Origin of the sequence: Mesorhizobium sp. C372A, assembly GCF_030323245.1 — a bacterium.
Taxonomy (GTDB): Bacteria; Pseudomonadota; Alphaproteobacteria; order Rhizobiales; family Rhizobiaceae; genus Mesorhizobium.
Genome location: NZ_CP100475.1, coordinates 4,969,151 through 4,990,795 on the forward strand (window position 1 = coordinate 4,969,151; position 21,645 = coordinate 4,990,795).

Sequence of the window (21,645 nt, forward strand, 5' to 3'; positions counted from 1 at the left end):
ATCCTCCTATGATTGTCGGGCGATAGGGTATACGTTCAGTAGATCGTCTGCACGTTTTACGGGCGCGGACGGCAGGGAGATTGGAAAGCTCTTGCCCCAAGCGGGATTGAGCCATGCCCAATCCGGTGAATGCTTCCTACAAGAACGAATTGCTGCGTCGGCTCAATCCCGACGACCTTGCTCTTTTGCGGCCACACCTTGAGCCGTGTGCCCTCAATCTGAAAATGAATCTGGAGACAGCCGATTCGGAGATCAAGGCGGCTTACTTTCTGGAGGACGGCATCGCTTCTGTGGTTGCGGCGACTTTAGGTAAGGAAGCCGAGGTTGGGCTTGTCGGCTTTGAGGGCATGATTGGTGTCGCGCTGGTCATGGGGGCTGACTATGCCGCGCATCAATGTTTTGTGCAGCTGCCCGGCACTGCTTTCAGAATCGGAGCTGAGCCGTTCAACGCGGCACTCACGAACAGTTCGACGTTGCGCCTGTTCCTTTTGCGCTATGCCTACTACCTCCAGATCCAGACCAGCTTTACCGCGCTGATCAACGCGCGGGCAAACCTTGAAGAGCGTTTGGCCCGATGGCTCCTGATGTGTGATGGTCGGGTTCGCGGAGGCTCTCTGACGATTACCCACGAGTTTCTATCTGTAATGCTCGGGGTAAGGCGACCGGGCGTTACTGTCGCGCTCCAATTGCTCGAGGGGCGCGCACTTATCTATTCGCGACGGGGTGAAGTGATCATTCGTGATCGCAATGGCCTTCGGGCCTGCGCAAACGGCACCTACGGGCAGCCAGAAGCCAACTATGTTCGGCTCATTGGGGAAATCGCCGGACGTTGATGCGGGTATCGACCAAGTCGGCAACAAGGACCGATAAGAGGCTCACTGCCGATTTGCAGCCGCAAAAAGAAACCGACAATCGACCAAGGATTGACATGTACAGGCACAAGGTGGCCGCCGCGTCCGACGAGAACATCACTTTAAGCCCTTCCGTGGTGGCCATTGGTGCGTCGGGAGGGCAAGGCTTGAATGATATTCTAGAATTGCTTGCCCGGCTGCCGACTGGGTTGCCTGCAATCTTTCTCGTGGTGCTACACCGACCGAGTGATGGCGTCAGTTTTTTAAGAGATGTTCTGGCGCGCAGCTCAAACATGCCGGTTAACGTGGCAGTTGACGGAGGCCGCTACCATTTGGGCACCTGTTACATAGGCGAGCCTGATGCCCATCTTTCGCTTTGTGCCAACAGCGGGATAGCCTTAGTCGAGGGCGCCCACCACAAGCATCGTAACCGGACCGTAGATATTCTTTTTAAGTCCGTGGCGGCTTATGCACAGGACCGCGGCATCGGGATCATTCTATCCGGCTCTCTCGATGATGGGTCGAGAGGGCTGGCCGCGTTGGGCAAAGCTGGTGGGATTACGATGGTCATCACCGAAAACGGCTCAGCTGAGCGCGGGATGCCCTTCAACGCTGCTCACTTCGACGGCCCGATTGACGTGATGGGCAACGCCTACCTAATTGCTGACGAGATCGTGAGACGTGTGAGGGAGAATTCTTCCAAACTGTAGCTGCCCAATGGCGATTAGCCCTGCGACATGCCCTGGTGCGTAGCTTTGATGGCCAGCTTGAAACCTATGCTTGCCTGCTCAGCAAATCCGGCCATGACGCTCTCCATGTCGGGAACGGCACAGCGTATTTGATCTGCTTTCGTTCCGCATGCCGGGGGGTGTCTGAGATTGCGAGGGCCATCGGGGAATGCAAGTTGACCCGTGCTGGAAGAATCCGACGAGATTGCTTAGCTTCCGCTCGCGGTCGCCAACGATGAACCCACGCCAACTCTGCGCGAGACATCGAAAGACCCTCCGCGCCCGCAATTTTACCCCAACCGTGAGGAGAGAATCCCCATGAAAGCAATCGCAGCGACGGACCAGACTGCAGGAACGGCCGGGATGAAGTTGGTGGAGCTGCCCGAGCCTCGGGCGGCAATTAACGACGTGGTCGTACAGGTTCATGCGGCAGGATTCGTCAACACCGAACTGGAGTGGCCCTCGACGTGGGCCGACCGAGCCTTCCGTGACCGGACCTCTCCGATTCTCGGCCACGAACTGGCTGGTGTGGTCGCTGCGCTCGGCTACGGCACCACGGGGTTTTCTATAGGTCAGCGGGTGTTCGGCCTCGCGGACTGGCATCGCGACGGCACGCTCGCCGAGTATGTTGCCATGGAGGCCCGTAACCTCGCGCCGCTGCCCGGCGATGTTGACTTTACGGTGGGCGCTAGCCTGCCCATCTCCGGCCTAACCGCATGGCAGGGGCTGTTCCAGCATGGCCGCATCAAGGCCGGGCAGAGCGTTCTCGCGCATGGCGCTGCCGGTGCCGTCGGTTCGATGGTGGCGCAGCTTGCAAGGGAGGCTGGAGCCTATGTGATCGGCACCGGGCGTGCTGCCGACCGCCAGAAAGCTCTCGACTTCGGTGCAAATGAATTCCTCGACCTTGCAAAAGACACCCTTGAAGATGTAGGCGGCGTCGATCTGGTGTTCGATGTCATCGGCGGCGATTTCCAAAAGCGATCCGCAACGCTCGTCCGGGCCGGAGGTATCCTTGTCACAGTCGTTGGACCAACGGACATTCGACCTGCCGATGGCTTGACCGTTGACTTCGTCGTCGAGGCTGATCGCCCCCAGCTTTCTGAGATAGTGCAGCGGATCCGCGATGGACGACTGCGGACGAACATTGGCAAGGTTTCGAGCTTGGATGATGCCATCGGCACCTTCAACTCAACGGACCGACGTGCAGGAAAGACGGTTATCCGCGTTCGTCCGTGAGAATTTGGGGAGGCGGGTCCTCTCTCCTTATGGCCCGTCGGCAGCTGACACGGTGAGGTGCAAATCAGCGCCTGTGGAGGGATTTAGCCATCGTAGGCCGGGCGAGAAGTGGCGTCGTCCATCTTACCCGATGAGCTGGTTTGCGGCGAGCACGGCGTAAATTCCTTGGATTTGCATCCACATGCCTCGTGCAAATTGATTCCACCAATAAATGGCATGGGCGAGTTCCGTTCCGAAATGCGGTGTTTGCGGCAACCTGCTTTGTACGTTTCCGGCCCTTGCATTTTTCGGAGAGTGACCCACAGAATAGCTGATTGAGGTTCTATCTCTCTGGGAGGATGGGATGGACATTCAAGCACCTGTTCGGCCTGCACAGCGAACGGCCAAGGAGTTGGTTCGCGAGGTCCTGTTGGGTTCTCAACCGGGCAATATAATTTCCCTGAAGGCGACCATTGCAGCGGTGCGCGAGCGCGGCCATGATCTCAGTGAGACTGACTGCCAGTTGGTCGAAATGATCGTCAAATCAGCCTCCGTTTGGGGACTGTTCATCGCCTTTGACGTTCGAGAGGCGTGATGCCCCACCGTTGGTTCAACCCTCCGGTTTATGTGAAGACTGAGCGCCCGGGGCTTCGCCTTGGTGTCAACCGAGTTGATGCCGCCGCGGAGGAGCTCCTAAAGTGGTCCAATCGTGGCCCCAAGTGGCGGCTGGCGGCCGAGGCTTGTCTATCTGCGATGGATGGCAAAATGCCGGGCAACGACTTCCGGCTGCTGTTCGAAGCCGCGGCTGATGAAGAGGAGATGCTGCTGCCGGATTGACACCGCTGGACGGGACCATTCGGGTCTGGTCGGCGAATTCACCAGCGCAACGGGCATCTATGCCGTCCGGCTACCGAGCGACGCCCCAGATGGACAGTTGTTCGCCGGTGGGCGTACCATAGGGCCGGGGGGTGACCGATGGAGGTCACATGGTTGATGAAGAGCATCACCGCGAACGGAGGCAGCGGGTGCTGAAAGGCGCCTCAATCATCAGCGGAATTACAAACTCCGAGATCAGTTGCACCATTCGGAACCAAAACAGTGGCGGAGCTGAGCTCAAAGTCCCGGTGGAATCGCGTGTCCCTGAGCGATTCGTGCTTTACGTGCCGACCGACGGCGTTGCCTACCAAGCAGTTCTGCGGTGGCGCAGGAACGACCGAATTGGGGTTCAATTTATAGGAACGTTGCCAAAGCCGCGTCTCCACTATGGCTAAGCAGCGCCGGTGCATTGGCTTTGCAAAATTTGGAGACTATCCGGCGCTCCGCACGTGTTTCAGGGCAGCCGTACTTTAGAGGTTACCCCCGGCGAACCTTCGCTTCAGGTCGACACGGTGAGAAGGCTGACGAGATCGCGGGTATATTCCTCGTCCAGATATTCAGCCGGAGCGCCCACACCGTCCAGCTTTCGGCGGGTTCCTTCCTCAGGTCGTAGCTTTGGGAAGCCATGCCGTCGCTAGGTAAGTCTGCGGTCCAGTTCTCAAGCAGTGATCGACATTCCTGTTGGAGTGCGGGTTCTACAGCAGATTCGGTTTCAAGGATCGCGAGGGTTTGGCTCAATGCGTCATGAGCGACCCAGCATTCTCAAAAACCGGCACCCGTCTGCGCAGCCCTATGATGCAGATAGGTAGAGTCAAAATCTGCGGCGCGAACGAGCCCTGCCCAGTCGGGCGCATGAAAACGCGAGCCAAGGGTAGATATCAGACCGTCGCGTCGAAGGTCCTGGAGCACTCGGTTCACGTGCACGGTGGAGAGGCCAACTGCGTCGCCAAGTGCAGCCTGCGTTATGGGGAGATAGGCCACATGATCTTCAATGCGACCTACCGAGCGAAGGCGGACAATAAGTTCGCAAAGAATGTGAGCCATACGAGAGTAGGCGTCGCGCCTTCCGACGTTGGTGACCCACTCTCGATAGATCGCCGCGTCGATCACAGTGGAGCGCCAAAACACTCTCGTTATCGAAGAGTGCTGTTCGCAAATGGCGCGAAGATCGTCGTGCCGCATGAAGCCCACTCGAGAGGGCATCAGAGGGGTGAAAGTGCAATCCATGACCGACAAATGCAAACCATGCAGGTCGGGAATGTCGCCCGGAACAAAAAAGGAGGAGATCTGACGCTTGCCCTCCCCGGTTAGTTTGGTCGACCCTATCAAGCCGTCAAGAACGACGAAGGAAAGGGTCGGCTTTTCGCCCTCGCGCAAAATGTCTTCATTGGCCTTATATTTCTTCTCCTGAATCGAGATGTTCCCCAGAATGCCAATATCTGATTGTGCGAGTTCCGAGATGGCCTGGAGCTTGCGGATCAAGATGTTTGAAGTAGGAGCGTGTGCCATCAAGACCCCGTTCGGGTAGCCAACCAATTTGCTGTGGGCGGTTACGTTCTCGATGGCGGTAGGGCTGGCGACGTTAGATTGTGCTTGATGCCTTTGGCTTCCCGCATCAGGGAGGACCAATTCGCCCCTAGCAGCGCTATCAACTCCAAGGCTTGCGGCTCCGTGATGTCGGTCTCTTCGATAAGCCTTTGGACAAGGCGACGCTCGGCTTCAGACATCATGCTGCTAGGATCCTTCCCAACCGCTCAGAGACCCCTCCCTAACTATAACATTTGATATAAGTTCCCACCTAAGTGGCTGTTTTTTTGAGGGGCCATAGCGTTCGAAGCCGCGCACTCCGGATCACAGCCTGCTATCCCCCGATTAACATATGTTATTATGCGAGGAACATTCGAGGCCTGCGGCCGTTGAATTGCTGAGGAATTACTCACGGGGGCAGGCTTGCAATGCCGTCGGGTTCCGTCTTGTTCGTAGAGGATGAGAGCATGATCCTCTTAGACGTCGAGAACTCTCTCCGCGAGGCCGGGTTCGAGGTGATCGCCGTCTTAAAGGGCCTTGAAGCCATTGCGACTTTTGATCGTGAGCCGGAGCGAGTTGCGGCTCTGCTGACGGATATCAGACTTGGAGACGGCCCGACCGGGTGGGATGTGGCCCGGCACCTCCGAGGCGCCAATCCTACTATGCCAGTGATATACATGAGCGGCGATGGTGCGGACGACTGGCCGTCGCTTGGAGTGCCCAACAGCCTGATGATCACCAAGCCGTTTGTTATGCCGCAGATCGTTCGCTGCCCAACCTGGCGGCAATCGCGCTGTTGGTGCTGATCTCGCACAACCCCCAAGTGCTTGCCCTGCGCTTTCCCGGCTTCGCTGGCAAGGCCTATGGGTGCAAGTTACACTTGGCTGTTTCGCCACCACTCGATCTAAGGCGCGCGATAGCGATTGTCCAAATGGACGCATGGAACAGTTGACTGTCCACCGGTCAATGTCTGCTTACAGGCAAAGAAGAAGGTGACTCTAGCGTCTGACATTGGGCGCATTGCTGCCGTTTAATTCTTAGAAAGTTTGCGCCCTCGTCTGTTCAGCGATGAGCTTGGGAACACGAGAATAACCCTCAGTGTGAAATTGGTCTTTCACGCTGAATGGGCGTTGAACGTTTGGCTTCATTAACCGGGGCGGGTTGCTAGTCAGGTCTCGTTTTACGCCAGCCGATGCTCGCTACCGGTGATTGCCCACTTGCCCGGATACACAGGCTAAAAAGGCGCCCGTTAGCGGGTCGTTTGTGTTCGTGCGGGTTCCGACGCTTGTGCAAAGGTGTTCAGGCACCGGTCTTGAAATTCGCTCGTGCCCTGATTGTATAAAGATGTCTCTTTGGTAGCCGGCACGGGACAAAGTCCGGTTGCGCACTCCGGGTAGCTTTACTAGACAGGTACTCAAAACAGGGACCAAGACATGACCGACGAAAACCACAACCACCACATCGAACTAGCCGAGCTTACCGCAGATGTAGTCTCCGCCTACGTTGCCCATAACCCGGTACCCGTCACCAGCATGCCCGATCTCATCGCCTCCGTGCATTCATCGCTGTCTGGTTTAGGCGAGCAGATTGCGGCGCCAGCCGAAAAGAAGGCTCCCGCCGTAAATCCGAAAAAGTCCGTGTTCCCGGATCACATCATCAGCCTGGAAGACGGCCGGAAATTCAAGTCTATGAAACGCCACCTTGGCCTACTTGGCATGACACCCGACGAATACCGTGAGAAGTGGGGCTTGTCTCGCGATTACCCGATGGTCGCGCCGAACTACGCCGCGAAGCGATCGGCCCTTGCGAAGGCGTCTGGTCTGGGTCGGAAGGCTGAGGTTAAGGCACCGGCGAAACGGGCGAAGAAGGCGTAGTCCGAGCCCCACCTGACGCAACGTCAAGAATTAGATAGCTAGACCACGCGGCGGACCTGATTTACCGCCCGGCCGGCGCTGATCAGGCAATGCTCCCATTGCGGCGCCGGCCATTTTCTTTGCGGGGGCCGCCAGGATTTAGATCGGACGCAGGTTGCCTCTAAGCAAATTAGCTGAAGCTGGAGAAGCGAACGTATGCGACGATGCCGATTGCCTTCAAATTTGCTTGCGCTCATTCTTTAGTCAGCCAGCCCCGCGCCGCGTTCAGCCAGACTGGCCAGGCCCAGCGACATGACAGCCGCCGCAAGTCCCTTGCGATTATGCCGCTGGGCCGCCCTGCGCCGACAAGACGCGTCGCGCCGACTGCGCACCAGCGATACCTAGCATAGGTACGAACGATTGCTGGACGTTGCATGAACGAAAGGCCGCCGGTCTAGCTCGAATGAATTGGGCGACCTCATCAGGCGTTTCGTCGCAATCCTGAGTCAGCCGCCGTTCTCGCGACGTCGCACATTATGAAAAACCCCGCTTCGGCGGGGTTTTTCAATGCTTAAGATCAGATTGGCAAACACGAGCCTATTTAGCTCTACGACCAGTCTTTTCCATCGCAAAGGCTTCGACTTCTGCAGCAGTCATCGTCGCCGTCGACCAATTTTGGTTAGGGCATCTTCCCGGTCCAGAGGCTGATGATTATCCCAGAATGAGCCGAATATGTGCTTGGAGCCGCCTTCCTCATAGGTGATGCGGAAACAAGGCTGATAGCCCCTGCCGGTGACGCCGAGCGTCGCCTCCGCGTTACCGTGCTGAGCCACGCAGACGGACAATTTCTGACGCACCCCCCCGACACAAACCAGAGGTTCCTTGAGCAGGTCCCAGATAGTCGCGATTGTGGAGTCCTTGGCGATTTTAAAGTTCATTTTCTTCACCCCCCAATCAGGCTACAGTGTCGAGATATGAGATAAACATCTTTTCGCGGTGCTTACCGCCAGCAGATTCCCAGTCCTTCTTGCGGTTCTTCACAGCAGTCTGGGTGATCGACATGCGGCGGCCAGCGGAATTGTAACCGGCGCCGTTGTCGAGGAGGCGAAACAGGACCTCCTTGCCTTCAGGAGTGAGATTCACGCCGACCTTGTTGCGAGCGTCCCGGCAATCTTCGTCGGTTGGAATCTTATACCGAACTGAGCCGGGTGCGTGGGCAGGAGCGGGATCCAGCCGCTCAAGCAGCGAATCAATGAGACGATCGAGGTACCCGTGACCTTCGAGTCTGGTGGCCTCGACGGCATTAACAATTTCAGGGGATATGGGCATCTGAAAACTCCTGTTTCCTGTGCCTTTGAAAGATGCCGGCGGATCCTCCCGAAACAGGTCGAGGATGTCTCGTGTCCGCTTCCCCCTGGTGATGGTCACCGGGGCACCATTGCGACGACGGAAAGTAGCGATGCCATCGCGGATGTCCGCCTCAAACTCCGCTGAAAATCCGGCGCTGCGAATCCGGAATCGCACAGGGGCACCAATCTCGAAAGCTGAGATTTCAAGATCGCACTCCGACAAAGGCATGGACTGCTCGCCGAAAGAGATTGTCGTGCGATCCTCGTCCGATACGGAGAGACCTTCTGGCCAATCGATCGAAATAGGTATCTTCTCGACCGGAAAATCTTGCTGACGCTTTGGACGAAGCACGTTGCGCAGCACCATATCAGTGTTGATCGAGTCGTCGGCGATCTTGGGACCGATCGACTGGCACCACTTAATCCAGTCGTCCGGGGAGACGGTGCCGTCCTGGGACCAGATCTTGCCTTTCGTAGAGCATCCGATGCTTCTCTTCCCTGCCTGGAGTTCGTCGACGTCGTCGCCAGCATAGACCGGCTCATCGACATATCCGGTACCGAAGAGATTGGTCTTGATCCTCGATCTATTCTCGACGGTGAGTTCGAGCTGTTCAGTGATGTCAATTCCGGTCGACAGCTGAAAGCGGATCGGCTTCACTTGTGTTTCCTTGACGCCCAGGTTGGTCAGCATCACCCGCCTGAACCCGTGGAGCACGCGGAACACCGCCTCCCCCTGCAACAGCTCGACGTCGGTGCCGCATAGAAGCTTCGCGACAGCAATTACGAGACCGTCTTCTGGGTAGCTATGCACATAGAGCAGCTCTTTCTCCTGATCCCAATGCGCCATCACCAGATTGTAGATAACGTTGGTCGGATGCTTGACCCGGGTCCAGCGCAATGTGTCCTCGTGGCGGGTTACCGCCATCACCAGCCGCAGTTCGTCGTTGACGATTGGCCCTTCGACCAATCCGACTGAGGACGTCTCGATCCGTTCGAGTGATTGAGGCTCCCAGAGATTGCAGTGAGTTCTGAAGACGTGCGTGTTAAGCTTTGGGGTGACGGTTTCGGCAGGAATGGCTTCGAAATCCGCATCGAGACCGGTGTAGAGCTCTTCGCGACGGCGCTGGTGCTCGACGCGTCTTTCGCTCCCGGTATCGAGAAGCGTGTTCCAGTCGGCGTCCTCCTTGTAGAGTGCGTTGAGCCATTCCTTTGGGTCTTCAAGCGATACCCCCGCGACGACAGTGGCGTCGCCAAGCCCTGCTTCGGCGCGAGTGAACCGCCCGATAAACTGCAAGGTTACAGCTTCGCTGCGGTGGCGATCATGAAGCCCTGCGATCTTGAGACGAGGAAGGTCAAAGCCTTCTCCGAGCATGTCGACGCAAACTATGATGCGGATTGCCCCGCTGCGCAGCCTTTGCAACGCCTCCTCACGTTGGCTCGCCGGCATCTTGCTGTGAACCAGTTCCGCTGCGTGACGTGGGAGGTGTTTTCGGTACAAGGCAAGTAGGTCCTGCGCCCTGTCGATCGTGCTGGTACGGGCCATCGCCAGATGATCCAGCCCCTCGCGACGGTCCCTATCCATCGCCTCGCCTACCTCCGGATGATGGACAGGTCAGCTTGAGCGGGCTCGGACTCCATGACGGGGATATAGTGGACAGGGCGGAAGAGGTGCTGCTCGCGCGCCCGCCGCAACGGATAAACGAAGATAAACTTCCCATCCACGCGCTTGTTGTCGTTGCGGTAAGGGGTCGCTGTGAACTGCAAAATGAAGCGCTTTTGCCGGACGAAATGGGTCTTGAAAGCCTTCCAGGTTGCAGCACCAATGTGGTGCGCCTCGTCGACAAAGAGATGTGTGACATGCGTTGCGATGCGATCCTTGAGCTCGACCGGCAGTCGGGAAACCGACTGCATGGTGGCAACCACGACCTGGGCACAGCCGAAGATCGCGTCGACTTCATCGAGGGACGTGGGCGCCCTTTTGAGCGTGGTGACAATGGGATAGAGAGCAGCCTCCTTCAGCAGGCCGAACTTCTTCAGAACCCCGAGGTCAACGAACTTGTCACTGATCTGAGTGCGCAACTGGTCGGACGGGACGATGACAAGAAGTTTGTTCACGTCCGCCGACACGAATACACCGAGCATCGTTTCCGTCTTGCCAGTACCTGTGGGCATCACGAGTGTCGCGGGGGCATCGGACACCACCCAATGTGCCTTGATCGCATGAATGGCACCGATCTGGGGTGGTCGAAAGCCCGTGACGATACGGCGATCGCCTTCGTACTCCTCCTCCCGCAAGGAGAGAGTATTGGTCCACGTCGCTTGAATGGCTTTGTGCCGTTCTGCGAAATCTTCGAGGGATATCTTTTCCGGCTCCTCTGGAGCCGGCTTTTCCCAGCGAACCGAGGGTCTGGACAGCACCTCCTGGATGGACGTGATCGGCACCACTTCGTCGATGCGAATCATCTGGTCGTAACTGGAAGGCCGCTTCAAGCCCCGTCGAAGTAGGGCGAGACTAGGTCGCTCGGCCAAATCGCTGAAATAGCCCTTCGCGTTGGAATCCAGGGCGACGTTCCGATCTGCCTCAGGAGCATCAAGTTGCCGGACGAGGTTCTCCGCGACGCGGCCGCGCAGCAAATATCTCTTTGGCAGTGTTATCGAAACCCGCTCAGTGAACAGATCGGCCAAATGAAACTCCATTAACAACGGAGTTGATTATAGCGTGATTCTTTCACGATACCTGCGAGGCAGCGATGTTTCCACTACGATATCTACTGCCAGAAGTTGATCGTCTCCCTCGTGACCGTAAGGACGATCAGTACTCGTCGGCCCGCATGATCGTCATCACACGTGACGTGACGTTTCGGTCCGATGGGTCGGGTGAATGATACCGGCGACTTAGATCGTAGTAATCGATCTTCCAAATGATCTTGATATCGCTGGCCGTCATGACCGCGCAGTCGTGCTCGCCATAGGGATCGTTCTCGGGTGTGAACCCATCGAACGCGGTAATGGCGGAGATGATGTTCCTGACCGTCGATGGACCGAGCGCAGATATCCCCAAGGTGATAACGATGCTCCCACCGATGCGATGAATCCTCAGGTCGTCGTTCAGTGATCTGGTCTTAGTGACGGTTTCACCGAGCGCCCGGCTAATGTCTTCAGCTTCTCCGAAGAGCATGTCCGGTTTCTGGTTTGTCATGGTCATTCCTTTCCTGGACACAGTTCGTCCTTTCCGGCCGGCCGCATCGCCGGTCAGTTCCTCTTGCAAGTTCTTGTTTGGGGTGGTCAGCCTTCGTCAGGCGAAATCAGTCAGGGGCGAGCTTGTCAGCCGGGAATGCTCCCGCACGCCACCATCCTTGCTGACACGTTTTCCAAATCACGTAGTCGACGGTCGAGACACTGTCTCCCGATTGCTTCGACAGTCGTCCGCACAACTCCTGGACCGTCTCACCCGATTGGCTGGCAACTCTTTCAAGCCAGACATCGGGCTTCGCCACGTCAACACCGAGGTTCTTTGCCAGGTGATATTTCGTGATCTCGCCGATGTGGGGAAGATCTCCGCAGAAGTCGATCACCTTCTTCGGTCCATCTTTCCACGCCAATCGAAAGCCCTCGAAAAACTCCAATCTGTTCGACATCACCAGGTCGATGGACTTCGCCTTTCCAGGGTGCCCGAACGTGGTTCCCACCTCTCCTGTCGCCATCAGTGACGGCCTCATCCGGTTCCAGATATCCTTTGCGACCGTCCACCTCATTCCACTGTTGAGAATGACGTACGAAACCCTCAGGGCAAAATCAGTTTCGTCCGTCGGTGGGGATTTCGTTTTGACCCTTTCCATCGCGTCGGGATCGAGTCCCATCACCATTCTGCGGTAGGCGAAATACTCGTCCCGCGTCACCGAGAGAGGTCCGCTCTGGCAACTGCACCCCCCTCATCCAAGGTGACACTTTCAATATGTAAGAGACATTTCACATTGATGGCTTGGCCGTTCGAGTTTCCAGTAGAACTCCTGTTCACTAGACCCCTCCCCGGCGAACTAAAATGATCTCGTCCGGATCAATCTGATGGGGCGTTTTCAGATTGCGAAGCGAACACCGCGCGCGATGCAATACCTTCATGGAGTCGGAGTCGAACAGTCGAATGGTCCTCTCCGTTATCTGATAAGCGACCGTCCAATGGTCGTGACGACCAGAGAGACCGATGATGGCAACTTGGCTCTCATCGAGGACGTCTCCCAATGCTGTCCACAAATCATCAATCCTACGAATTTTGGGAGTGAAGATCGTCGCGCTAACAGAAACGTCCAGGACATCCCGAAGATGATTGCAGGCAGCTTCAACGAGGGAGTGAACGATCGGAATTTCTATCCCCAGTCCGACAGTCTCGTGGGCGGTCACACGGTTCGTCGTCAGGTTCTCAGAAAGTGTCTGAAAGAGAGCAACGGATCGTTGAGATCGCAACTCCGGAAAAAGATACCGGACGGCATTCATCACGCAATAGACACCGCAGAGGCTGTCTAGATCCCCCTGATTGAAAGGCGCCAAAACCCGCGCGCGCGAAATCATTCGACCAACACGTTCGTTGCGTTCAGGGACCGACATGTCAAATCATCGACACGATGCGGCGTTGGGCATCGGTGTCACCATCGATATAGGTTTGCGTCATCGACAGTGATCGGTGGCCGGCGAGGAGCTGGACATCACGAAGACATCCTCCTGCGCGGTGCGCGGATCGCGCCGCCGTCGTTATAAAGGTTCGGCGTCCTGAATGGGACGAACAGCCTTCGAAGTTCAGATCGCGATAGAGCTCGACGAACCAATTGACGATGCTGTTAGGCTTCATTGCACCACCGCGAGTTGAACGAATGACGGGACCATCGCCCAGTCCAATCTTCCCCAATCGAGACAACGCGTTCCTGAGATCATGATGGAGGGGAATTCGACGCCCGGATTGCCGTTTCGCGATCCGATCCTCGACAACAAGCGAATTTCCAATTTTTCCCTTGGGATCGAGGAGCATCGACCATTCCAAGCCCGCAATCTCACAGGCTCGCAATCCGGCCTTACAAGAGAGCAGAATGATCACCTGGTCTCGGACCGGGGTTGAGGATTCGCGCGAGTGCGTGAGCATTTTGCGAAGCATTGAATCAGTGACGAATTTGGCCTGACGACCAGACATTTGGGTTGCGCTCCAAAATGAGGACAACTCCAGATTATAGGCATTAATTCCTATTTTCAAGCCGAGAAGCGAGATTTCTTGACCCGTGCCCAACGGGGGAAGTCTTAGGATTTTTGGTCGAATTGATCGTCCGGTTTGACGAGTTCCACATGACTAACCCCAACGCCTGGGCCAGAGCCAACAGGGTCGCCACAGTTGGTTTTCGCTCCCCGTTCTCAATTTCGCTGATGTACTGCTGACTCAGGTTCGCCCGTTCAGCGACGGCCTCCTGGGTGAGACCCACTGCACCGCGGATCCGCGAGAAATTCCGGCCGACCAGCTTCCGAATGACCATTCCGGCAAGCGTCGAAAGGTTATCCGACATGCAGGACGATCTAGCAAGAGAGCGCAAGGCAGCAACGCGCTTGTGGGCGAAACGTGAAGCCCAAATTAAGGGCGTAATCGAATCCACGGGTGGGCATGTGTGGAGACCTCAAAGGCATCGCGGGAAAGGCGATGCTGGAGGGAGAGCCTGCAGGTTTTGGCCTTGGAGGGCGCATCCGATGAGGGGTGATTCCTACCACAACCGGGGCATCATCGACCAAGCCAAAGGGCAGTTGGACAGATGCGCCGAGTTGCTAGTTTGTAGCTAGGAGCACCATCATGGCGACGAGAGGCCAATCCCAATCGAACAATAAACGTTTTAATTCAGCAGGTTATATGGTGGGCGATGACGGGCTCGAACCGCCGACATCTTCGGTGTAAACGAAGCGCTCTACCAACTGAGCTAATCGCCCGCTCCGGCCGGACCTTTAAGCGGTCGCAACCGGCTTCGCAAGACCAAATGAACAGCTGCGAGCTTAGCCGCATACTGGTTTTCGCGGGCAAAGTGCCGCCTGTCAAAAAACCATCTCCTGTTTGCGTTTATGCTGTCCAGCTGCGCTTGACACCCGGTGGCGAACCCCTTATCCACCGCCCCAACGACGAACACGGCTGACACGTGCTCGTCCAATGCGCGGGTGTAGCTCAGTTGGTTAGAGTGCCGGCCTGTCACGCCGGAGGTCGCGGGTTCGAGCCCCGTCACTCGCGCCATTAATTTCAAGGGGTTAGCTACCGCCCCTTGAAAAGTTTCAACTCTCATTCTGCGGAGAGTTTCAACTTTCTGTATTCGTTCCGTTCCAGGCCAAGCAGCTTTCTGCCCTTGCGGCGGCTGGCATCGGCTGAGCGGACGGCGGCCAGATTGACCGGTATATAGGTCTTCTGCAGCCCCTTGTTCCCGTCGATCGAATTGCCCATCTTGGCCGAGATTGCCTCGACCGACGCGCCTCCGGCATTCGCCTCGACCGCGCCGGAACGCCGCATGTCCATCAGCCGCCGCTTCTCCGATGTCCCGAACACCAGCGTGCGCAGATCGGCAAAGTCGTCGACCAGAGAATCCTTCGTGTAAGGCACGCCGGCGCGCGGCCGGCCGCCCTTCGGGCCCGGCGCGAAACCGCGCGAGCGAAAGATCGGCGCATCGTCAAGCAGGGTGACGCCTAGTGATTCGACATAGGCCAGCACCAGGCGCTGCGTGCGTGACGACAGCGTGCCGACAGCCGCCTCGCCACTCTTGCTGCGTGCAATCAGAAAACCCCATTCCTGTGCTGTCTGCATTGCCTGCGCCGGTGTGAGCGTGCGCACGTCGACGGGTGAGAAGCTCGTGTCCCACGCAACGGCGATGATGCAGGCCAGTCCGCGGTAGCCGGCGCGCCAGGCGCCCTTGACCATGCGCACCGCCTCGCCTGCCGTCCAGGTCTGGTGGCGCGGTGGTGGCGTCTGGCGGCGGATCGCCTGCGATGGGTCGGAGCCGGGCGGGCATAGCTTCATGCCGGCCATGACATTATAGAGCGAACGCCACGTCTTTACGGCACGGTAGGCGATGTCGACACCTTTGACCCGCAGCAGACGGCCATACCAGTCGTCGAGCAGCTCGAGGGTGATGTCGGCTGGCGGCAGGTCGGCGAAGTACGGCTCGATGAAGGTCCAGCCGCGCTCCCGATCCTCGCGGGTGCGCGGTGGCTTGCGCTTCCATGCATCCATGCGGCGATAGCGTGCAAAGGCGTCTCCGATGGAATCCTTTGGCCATACATGCAGGCGCGACGGCTCCCTGCCCTTGCGGAGTTCCTGCCAGCGGTCTTCCCACTCCCGGGCTATCGTCCAAGCCTCAGGCCCGTCGATTCCACAGGAAATGCATCTGAAGCCAGCTTCGACCATCTTCGGCGTCGGCAGCCAGTAGCCGTATTTGCCCTTACGGATGACGTAGTGCTTCAATTTGATCTTACCCAAGGATCGCCAGCCTCGCTCTTGCAATGTCAATGCTAGACTGCGCGCCATATAGGGTTCAGCACAACTCCGGCGGCATCGAGACGATCGACCTCAGCCCGGTCGGCGGCCCTCGGCCACGTCCATGACCAGCACGCGCAGCATGGTCAGCTGGCGCTTACCCTCCATGGCGCGCCCGTCGGCGACGGTCTGTCTCTTTCGGCTCAGGAAAACGTCACTCTGAGTTTGCTAAACGCGGTGCTGGACCGGTTACCACGCGTCAGATCTGGATCATCACCTTGCCGGCCTCGATTCTCATCGGATAGATCGCGAGCTTGACGCAGACCGGCGCGCCCTTGACCTGGCCGGTCGCAGAGCGGCCAATGTGCTTCAAGGCATTCGATGACGTCGTCGATCACCAGCCCTTCGGCTAGATGCGCCTTCTCATGGGTCCAATATCCGTCGGTGGCGAAGAGCTCGTCATCGGGCGAGCGGCAAACCGCGAGGATCGAAGCAGATGACATCCTCTTCCTCGATGTCATCGACCGCGCACGCTTCAATCCAGTCGGCCATCTCCGGCTCCCGCACCATCCGCTATGGCTATTCAGCCGCCGCCGACATATCCACCTGGTGAAATTCGCCGCGATAGGGTCTGGCTGTCGGCGGCAATTCGCGCTTGAGATAAAAATCCTCGTACCGCAGCTGCTTCAGCAGCACCGGCCAGACCTCGCGATAGGCATGCCACATCGACGGGTTCGCTACCGGCAGGTCGTGCTTGATCAGCTCGTGCAGCCTCGGCAGCGCATGATAGGGCACCATCGGGAACATGTGGTGTTCGACGTGATAATTCATGTTCCAGTAGATGAAGCGGCTGACCGGGTTCATGTAGACGGTGCGGGTGTTCAGCCGATGGTCGACCACGTTGTCGGCCAGGCCGATATGCTGCAGCAACCCTGTCAGCACCATGTGCCAGCTGCCATAGAGGCGCGGCAGGCCGATCAGCACCAGCGGCAGCAGCGACCACGTGAACAGCGCCAGCCCGACTGTCGCCGCATAGATGGCGACATGCCAGCGCGCAGCGATCACCGCCTTGTGCTGCTCCATCTCGGGGATATAGCTCTTCTCTTCATCGGACAGCTTGCCGAACGCCTGGCGCACCAGCGCCGGCAGCGAATAGCGGAAATCGAGAATACCGGTGAAGGCGAGCGCCGCCCGCAGCAGATCTGGGGGGCGCATGACGGCGATTTCGGCATCGCGGCCGACGATGATGGTATCGGTGTGATGGCGGGCATGGCTCCAGCGCCATTGCACGGGGTTGCGCATCAGCATGAAGCTTGAGATCTGGTAGACGACATCGTTCATCCAGCGCGTCCGGAACGCGGTACCGTGGCCGCATTCGTGCCAGCGCGAGTCGCTGGACGAGCCGTAAAGCACGCCATAGACGAACAGGAACGGCACCACCCACCACGTGGCCCAGAACCATACGATGCCGGCGGCCGACACCAGGATCGCGGCGACCCAGATGATCGTGTCGCGGATCGCCGGCCCGTCGGAGCGTTGCATCAACTCCTTGATCGCCTTGCGCGGGACATCGGTGTGATACCATTCGGCCGAAGCCAATCCGGTCTCAATGGCGCGCTTGGTGCTTTCACCGACCAGGCTGTAGTCGCGCTTCCTGCTTGCCGTCATCGTCATCTCCGCTTTCCCGCCTGCGCTCCGCAAGGGCCGCCTGGGGCCGGCCGGGCCGCGCCTGCTTCCGTATTCCGGCGCACTTCCCGCCCGCCGCGGCAACCGATCGTGCGTTTCAAGCCGGTCACGCCTGCAGTCTCGCAAAAGCGCCCGACGGCGCAGGGTAATCCTGTTGCGGCTGCCGGGCGATCGACCCTATCCTCGCTTCCGCTTGGGCGATCTGGCCGGCACCGTCGAGCACCCGGAACACGGCGTCATAGGAGCGGCTTTCGCCATGGTCCAGCCAGATTATCTCGCCCCGTTCGCGCGCGGCGAGATTGCCCAGAACATGATGCGTCGAAGGTTCGATTCCCAACGCATATAGGCCGGCCTGGAAGTTCTGCCACTGATAGGTGCAGGGCAGCTGATCCTTGCGGGTAACGACCTCGAAGCCGAGGCCCAGGTGGTCATTGACGACGGCCACCGGCACCTCGCCCGCCGCATCGGCGCCAAGCTCGTGCTCCCAGACCTGCTCGCTGAACCCCAGCTGCGGCGCCGGCACGGTTCGGTAGCCGACTTTCTGCGCCTCGTAGCGTTCGCCGGCGTGCGCCGCCCAGACGACATCCCGGATCGGCGCCAGGTAGCGCGAACCCTCGTCGAGCAAGGGATGGCTGACATTGACGTGATAGAAATACATATGCGGCGTGCGGCTGAAACCGTGATTGACGACGCGGTCCGACAGGCGGATCTCGCTGCCGCCGACATCGGCCTCGATGCGGCGCAGCAACTGGAGATCCTCGCCGAACACGGTTGCCTGCTGGACAATGCCTTCCGCCCACAGCACGCACCGGTCGCCGTCCCAGGCCTCGCCGTAGCCGGTCAGCCGCGCCGGCACGGTGCCGATGCGGCCATGCAGCGAATGCAATACCCGCTTGCGCCCCGGATAATTGTAGCTTTCGGCCGGCACGTCTTCCCGGCCCAGTATATGGTCGAGGCCGCAGGTGACGAGCAGCCCCGAGAACGACCGGCCAAAGGCGAAGCCGTCCTCCCCTTCATGCTCGTGCAGTCCGGGGTGGCGAAAGCCGCTCGGCGAATGCCAGCCGATCGCCTGGCCCCGGAAGTCGCAATCGGCGATATCGAGCGCCCGGTCGACCAGCGCCGTGAAGCGCAGGCCGGAGCCGGTGCGGAACTCGAGCATCCGGATGCCGCGCTCCACGCCGTCGCCGAGCGTCATCAGCCGCACGCCGGCGAACTGCGACAGCATGCCGGACCGCTCGGCCACCTGCCTTCGCGACAGCGTCTTGCCGTAAAGCTCTACCATGCGACGTCCTTCACTTTGCCCTCGCCTCCTTGAGCAAGGCCGACATGTCGGCGCCGGTGATGATGCTTTCCACCGTCAACAGGTCGGTGTCGGCGACCGTCTGTTCCGCGACGATTTCGCCGCGGCGCATGACGATGATGCGGTCGGCGACCTGGAACACGTGGTGGATGTTGTGGGTGATGAGCAGCACCGAGTGGCCGGCGTCGCGCACCTCCTTGACGAAGCGCAGCACGCCGTGGGTTTCCTCGACGCCAAGATTGTTGGTCGGCTCGTCGAGTATGATCACCTTGGCGGCGAACTGCATGGCGCGCGAGATCGCGATCGATTGCCGCTCACCGCCCGAGAGGGTGCTCACCAGCGCATCTGCATCGAGCTTTTTCGAAATGCCGACCCGCTTCAGCAGCGCCGAGGCGGCGTTGCGAAGCTTGGCGAGGTCGAGGGGCGCGAACACGCCGAGCCAGCCGAAATTGACCGGCTCCCGACCCAAGAAAAGATTGCGCGCGATGCTGAGGTCCGGCGCGAGCGATGTGTCCTGATGGATAGTCTCGATGCCGAGGTCCATCGCGTCGCGCGTCGAGCGGATCGACGCCTTCTCGCCGCGCACGAAGATGTCGCCGTGGTCGGCCGGGAAGACGCCGGAGATCGCTTTGATCAGCGTCGACTTGCCGGCGCCATTGTCGCCAAGCAGGGCAACCACCTCGCCTTCGTTGAGGGTGAACGAGGCGTTCTTCAGCGCACGCACGTTGCCGAAGGACTTTTGCAGGTCTTGCAGACGCAGCACTTCCATCCTCAGCTCCTTGCGGCGTTCTTCTGCAGCAAAGCGTGCAGGATGAGCATGGCGAGGATGATGACGCCGACGAAGATGTTGTATGCCAAGCCCGGCACACCGATCAGCACGATGCCGTTGCGGATGGCGCGCAGCATCAGCGCGCCGACGATGGTGCCGAGGATGGTGCCGCGCCCGCCGGTGAGCGCCGTGCCGCCGACCACCACCATGGCGATCACTTCGAGTTCGTAGCCGGTGCCGGCCACCGGCGAGGCGGCCGAAATCCGGAACGCGCTGATCATGCCGGCCAGCCCGGCCACCACCGAGGTCAGGATGAACAGCCAGATCTTGACCGCGTCGGCCGGCACGCCGCGCGCCACCGCTGCGTTGCGGTTGCTGCCGATGGCGCTGATCCAGTTGCCGAGCTTGGCGTAGCGCAGGATGTAAATCGCCAGCAGCGACAGGCCGATGAACCACCAGAGCGAGGTGTAGAACCGGAACGAGCCTACATTGAAGCTGCCGGCAAGCAGCGTGACGAAGAAGCCGGGCTGGTCCCACGACTTCAGGGGGAATCCCTGCGTGATGTAGAGCGCCGCGCCGCGCACGACGAGCAGCATCGACAGCGTGACCAGGAACGAAGAAATGCCGATCTTGGTGACGATCAGCCCGTTGATGGCGCCGATCGCGATGCACAGCACAAGCCCGGCCAGGAGGGCGACGCCGATGTCGATACCGCCATTCTGCACCAGCAGCATCACCACGACGGGCGCAAGGCCGAACACGGCGCCGACCGACAGATCGAACTCGCCCGCCGTCAGCAGCAGCGTCATGCCGAGAGCGATGATGCCGAGCTCGGGCAGGAACGCCATCATGTTGGATATGTTGAGCGGCGACAGGAAGTTGCCGTCGGCGATGGCGAATACAACGAGCAGCACGATGAGGATGATGAGCGAGGAGAATTGCGGCGAACGCAGCAGCGCAGACCTGCCCTTCGCTCGCTGCGTGTCGTCGTCTGCTGTGATTGCCATATCTGTCAGGACCATGCGTTTCGTCCGGCGCCCGCCATTTCGGGGCGGGCGCCGATTGTCGTCACTTGTTGTAGAGTTTCAGGATCGGCTCGACGCTCGAGGCGTCGTAGAGGCTGAATGTGTGAATGTCGTAGCCAATCGGCTCGCCAGAGGCCGCAAGCCCGAGCAGCGCCACCGGCATGAAGCCCTGCGCCGACGGGTACTGCCAGGCCGCAGCATTGACGAAGCCGGACTTGACCGCCTCGGCCGTCTCCTTTGAGTTGCCCCAGCCGACGACCGGGACCTTGCCGGCCGACACACCGGCCCCGTCGAAGACGCGTTTGATGCTTGCTGCCACGGAATCGCCCAGTGCAATGATTGCCGGCGGATTGTTGGCGACCATGTAGTCGGTCATCTTGGCGATGATGCCGGCCGGGTCGGTGCCGCAATCGACCACGTCGTACTTGATGCCGAGCGGATCGAAGACGCTGGCGATGCCCTCGGTCTCGAGCTGCTGGTAACTGGCGCCCGGCACTTCGACCGGCAGGAACACCTTGTCGCCCTGCTTCACCATCTTGTGGTCGACGAGATACTTGGCCCAGATGACGCCCGCTTCCCTGAGGTCGGCCCCGACATAGGCCTGCCGCCCGATCGCCGGATCATCGGTGTTGAAGAACACGATCGGTATGCCGGCGGCCTTGGCGGCCTTCACCTCCTCCGTCCACAGGCCGGGCTGAGCCGAGGTGGTAGCGATGCCGTCCGGCTTGGCGGCGAGCGCCGAGTTGAAAGCCTCCTTCTGCGCCGCCATGTCGCCGCCGCTGAACGAGATCTTGCAGGTCACCTTGAGCTGGTCGCAGGCCTTGGTCGCGCCGGCATTCCAGTCGATCCAGAACGCGTCCGAAGGTCCACCATGCGACAGCAGATAGAAGGTCTTCTGGCCGTCCTGCGCGAATGCCGGCAGGCTCAAGGAGACCCCGGCTACCAGCGTTGCCGCGGCAGCCACTTTCAATGCGAATTTCAACATT

The 21,645-nt window shown here is 59.2% G+C and carries 24 protein-coding genes, 2 tRNA genes and 2 pseudogenes; 10 read left to right on the plus strand and 18 right to left on the minus strand.

Annotated features, from left to right (window positions below; genetic code table 11):
• Positions 1 to 113 precede the first annotated feature (113 nt).
• The 6 genes from NLY42_RS23805 (at position 114) to NLY42_RS23830 (ending at position 4,065) form a co-directional block, all read left to right on the plus strand.
• Positions 114 to 833 carry a Crp/Fnr family transcriptional regulator gene (locus NLY42_RS23805; RefSeq protein WP_023756190.1) on the plus strand — a complete coding sequence of 240 codons (720 nt, stop codon included), beginning with the start codon at positions 114 to 116 and terminating at the stop codon, positions 831 to 833.
• The gene (locus NLY42_RS23810) at positions 833 to 1,561 is read left to right on the plus strand and encodes a chemotaxis protein CheB (RefSeq protein WP_023756191.1); all 729 of its coding nucleotides are present in this window, start codon (positions 833 to 835) and stop codon (positions 1,559 to 1,561) included. The genes NLY42_RS23805 and NLY42_RS23810 overlap by 1 nt, the downstream gene beginning before the upstream one ends.
• Before the next feature lie 336 nt (positions 1,562 to 1,897).
• Positions 1,898 to 2,815 carry an NADP-dependent oxidoreductase gene (locus NLY42_RS23815; RefSeq protein ID WP_023756193.1) on the plus strand — a complete coding sequence of 306 codons (918 nt, stop codon included), beginning with the start codon at positions 1,898 to 1,900 and terminating at the stop codon, positions 2,813 to 2,815.
• Between the two features lie 343 nt (positions 2,816 to 3,158).
• Positions 3,159 to 3,389: a hypothetical protein gene (locus NLY42_RS23820; protein ID WP_023756194.1), complete on the plus strand. Its 231-nt coding sequence runs from the start codon at positions 3,159 to 3,161 to the stop codon at positions 3,387 to 3,389.
• Positions 3,389 to 3,631, plus strand: coding sequence for a DUF982 domain-containing protein (locus tag NLY42_RS23825; RefSeq protein ID WP_023669677.1), 243 nt, complete (start codon positions 3,389 to 3,391; stop codon positions 3,629 to 3,631). Before NLY42_RS23820 ends, NLY42_RS23825 begins: the two co-directional genes overlap by 1 nt.
• 149 nt (positions 3,632 to 3,780) lie before the next feature.
• Positions 3,781 to 4,065 (plus strand): PilZ domain-containing protein, encoded by a 285-nt coding sequence (locus NLY42_RS23830; protein WP_084779947.1) that lies wholly within the window; start codon positions 3,781 to 3,783, stop codon positions 4,063 to 4,065.
• A gap of 367 nt (positions 4,066 to 4,432) precedes the next feature.
• Here NLY42_RS23830 and NLY42_RS23835 read toward each other — a convergent pair whose 3' ends face one another.
• Positions 4,433 to 5,179 carry a Crp/Fnr family transcriptional regulator gene (locus NLY42_RS23835; RefSeq protein WP_286488851.1) on the minus strand — a complete coding sequence of 249 codons (747 nt, stop codon included), beginning with the start codon at positions 5,177 to 5,179 and terminating at the stop codon, positions 4,433 to 4,435.
• A gap of 485 nt (positions 5,180 to 5,664) precedes the next feature.
• Between NLY42_RS23835 and NLY42_RS23840 the strand changes: the two genes are divergently transcribed.
• Positions 5,665 to 6,003: a response regulator gene (locus NLY42_RS23840; protein ID WP_245263606.1), complete on the plus strand. Its 339-nt coding sequence runs from the start codon at positions 5,665 to 5,667 to the stop codon at positions 6,001 to 6,003.
• Positions 6,004 to 6,630: 627 nt separating this feature from the next.
• On the plus strand, positions 6,631 to 7,071 hold the full coding sequence (locus tag NLY42_RS23845) for a Ros/MucR family transcriptional regulator (protein WP_023756146.1): 441 nt from the start codon (positions 6,631 to 6,633) through the stop codon (positions 7,069 to 7,071).
• A 632-nt stretch (positions 7,072 to 7,703) separates the two neighbouring features.
• Here the strand turns inward: NLY42_RS23845 and NLY42_RS23850 are convergent.
• From NLY42_RS23850 to NLY42_RS23885, 8 genes are all read right to left on the minus strand, one after another.
• Positions 7,704 to 7,988: a hypothetical protein gene (locus tag NLY42_RS23850; RefSeq protein WP_023756147.1), complete on the minus strand. Its 285-nt coding sequence runs from the start codon at positions 7,986 to 7,988 to the stop codon at positions 7,704 to 7,706.
• A 16-nt stretch (positions 7,989 to 8,004) separates the two neighbouring features.
• Positions 8,005 to 9,942 carry a DEAD/DEAH box helicase gene (locus NLY42_RS23855; RefSeq protein ID WP_286488852.1) on the minus strand — a complete coding sequence of 646 codons (1,938 nt, stop codon included), beginning with the start codon at positions 9,940 to 9,942 and terminating at the stop codon, positions 8,005 to 8,007.
• A gap of 47 nt (positions 9,943 to 9,989) precedes the next feature.
• Positions 9,990 to 11,084 (minus strand): DEAD/DEAH box helicase family protein, encoded by a 1,095-nt coding sequence (locus NLY42_RS23860; protein WP_198022242.1) that lies wholly within the window; start codon positions 11,082 to 11,084, stop codon positions 9,990 to 9,992.
• 127 nt (positions 11,085 to 11,211) lie between these two features.
• Positions 11,212 to 11,598 carry a DUF3768 domain-containing protein gene (locus NLY42_RS23865; RefSeq protein ID WP_245263607.1) on the minus strand — a complete coding sequence of 129 codons (387 nt, stop codon included), beginning with the start codon at positions 11,596 to 11,598 and terminating at the stop codon, positions 11,212 to 11,214.
• 106 nt (positions 11,599 to 11,704) lie between these two features.
• Positions 11,705 to 12,298, minus strand: coding sequence for a hypothetical protein (locus tag NLY42_RS23870; protein WP_156933862.1), 594 nt, complete (start codon positions 12,296 to 12,298; stop codon positions 11,705 to 11,707).
• Between the two features lie 118 nt (positions 12,299 to 12,416).
• Positions 12,417 to 13,001, minus strand: coding sequence for a hypothetical protein (locus NLY42_RS23875; RefSeq protein ID WP_031253116.1), 585 nt, complete (start codon positions 12,999 to 13,001; stop codon positions 12,417 to 12,419).
• Between the two features lies 1 nt (position 13,002).
• Positions 13,003 to 13,578: a tyrosine-type recombinase/integrase gene (locus NLY42_RS23880; protein ID WP_023756153.1), complete on the minus strand. Its 576-nt coding sequence runs from the start codon at positions 13,576 to 13,578 to the stop codon at positions 13,003 to 13,005.
• A 43-nt stretch (positions 13,579 to 13,621) separates the two neighbouring features.
• Entirely contained in the window at positions 13,622 to 13,942 is a 321-nt protein-coding gene (locus tag NLY42_RS23885; RefSeq protein ID WP_502882122.1) for a helix-turn-helix domain-containing protein, read from the minus strand.
• Here NLY42_RS23885 and NLY42_RS23890 point away from each other — a divergent pair.
• Entirely contained in the window at positions 13,941 to 14,210 is a 270-nt protein-coding gene (locus NLY42_RS23890; RefSeq protein WP_502882123.1) for a hypothetical protein, read from the plus strand. The two genes, NLY42_RS23885 and NLY42_RS23890, sit on opposite strands and share 2 nt — an antisense overlap.
• A gap of 68 nt (positions 14,211 to 14,278) precedes the next feature.
• Here NLY42_RS23890 and NLY42_RS23895 read toward each other — a convergent pair.
• A tRNA-Val gene (locus NLY42_RS23895) sits at positions 14,279 to 14,354 on the minus strand.
• 218 nt (positions 14,355 to 14,572) lie between these two features.
• On the opposite strand from NLY42_RS23895, the gene NLY42_RS23900 reads away from it, so the two are divergent.
• Positions 14,573 to 14,649: transfer RNA gene (locus NLY42_RS23900), tRNA-Asp, on the plus strand.
• 45 nt (positions 14,650 to 14,694) lie between these two features.
• On the opposite strand, the gene NLY42_RS23905 is transcribed toward NLY42_RS23900, so the two are convergent.
• From NLY42_RS23905 to NLY42_RS23935, 8 genes and pseudogenes are all read right to left on the minus strand, one after another.
• Positions 14,695 to 15,882 carry a site-specific integrase gene (locus NLY42_RS23905; RefSeq protein WP_050591155.1) on the minus strand — a complete coding sequence of 396 codons (1,188 nt, stop codon included), beginning with the start codon at positions 15,880 to 15,882 and terminating at the stop codon, positions 14,695 to 14,697.
• Positions 15,883 to 15,943: 61 nt separating this feature from the next.
• Positions 15,944 to 16,086 (minus strand): annotated as a pseudogene (locus NLY42_RS32035) (3-methyl-2-oxobutanoate hydroxymethyltransferase); the annotation flags it as partial.
• A 52-nt stretch (positions 16,087 to 16,138) separates the two neighbouring features.
• Positions 16,139 to 16,431 (minus strand): annotated as a pseudogene (locus NLY42_RS23910) (Rieske 2Fe-2S domain-containing protein).
• Positions 16,432 to 16,458: 27 nt separating this feature from the next.
• The gene (locus NLY42_RS23915; RefSeq protein ID WP_023685252.1) at positions 16,459 to 17,553 is read right to left on the minus strand and encodes a fatty acid desaturase family protein; all 1,095 of its coding nucleotides are present in this window, start codon (positions 17,551 to 17,553) and stop codon (positions 16,459 to 16,461) included.
• Between the two features lie 118 nt (positions 17,554 to 17,671).
• Positions 17,672 to 18,847 carry an aldose 1-epimerase family protein gene (locus tag NLY42_RS23920; protein ID WP_023756156.1) on the minus strand — a complete coding sequence of 392 codons (1,176 nt, stop codon included), beginning with the start codon at positions 18,845 to 18,847 and terminating at the stop codon, positions 17,672 to 17,674.
• 10 nt (positions 18,848 to 18,857) lie between these two features.
• Entirely contained in the window at positions 18,858 to 19,640 is a 783-nt protein-coding gene (locus NLY42_RS23925) for an ATP-binding cassette domain-containing protein (RefSeq protein ID WP_196814833.1), read from the minus strand.
• Entirely contained in the window at positions 19,637 to 20,641 is a 1,005-nt protein-coding gene (locus tag NLY42_RS23930; RefSeq protein WP_050586906.1) for an ABC transporter permease, read from the minus strand. The genes NLY42_RS23925 and NLY42_RS23930 overlap by 4 nt, the downstream gene beginning before the upstream one ends.
• Before the next feature lie 61 nt (positions 20,642 to 20,702).
• Positions 20,703 to 21,644 (minus strand): sugar ABC transporter substrate-binding protein, encoded by a 942-nt coding sequence (locus tag NLY42_RS23935; protein WP_023756158.1) that lies wholly within the window; start codon positions 21,642 to 21,644, stop codon positions 20,703 to 20,705.
• Between the last annotated feature and the right edge of the window lies 1 nt (position 21,645).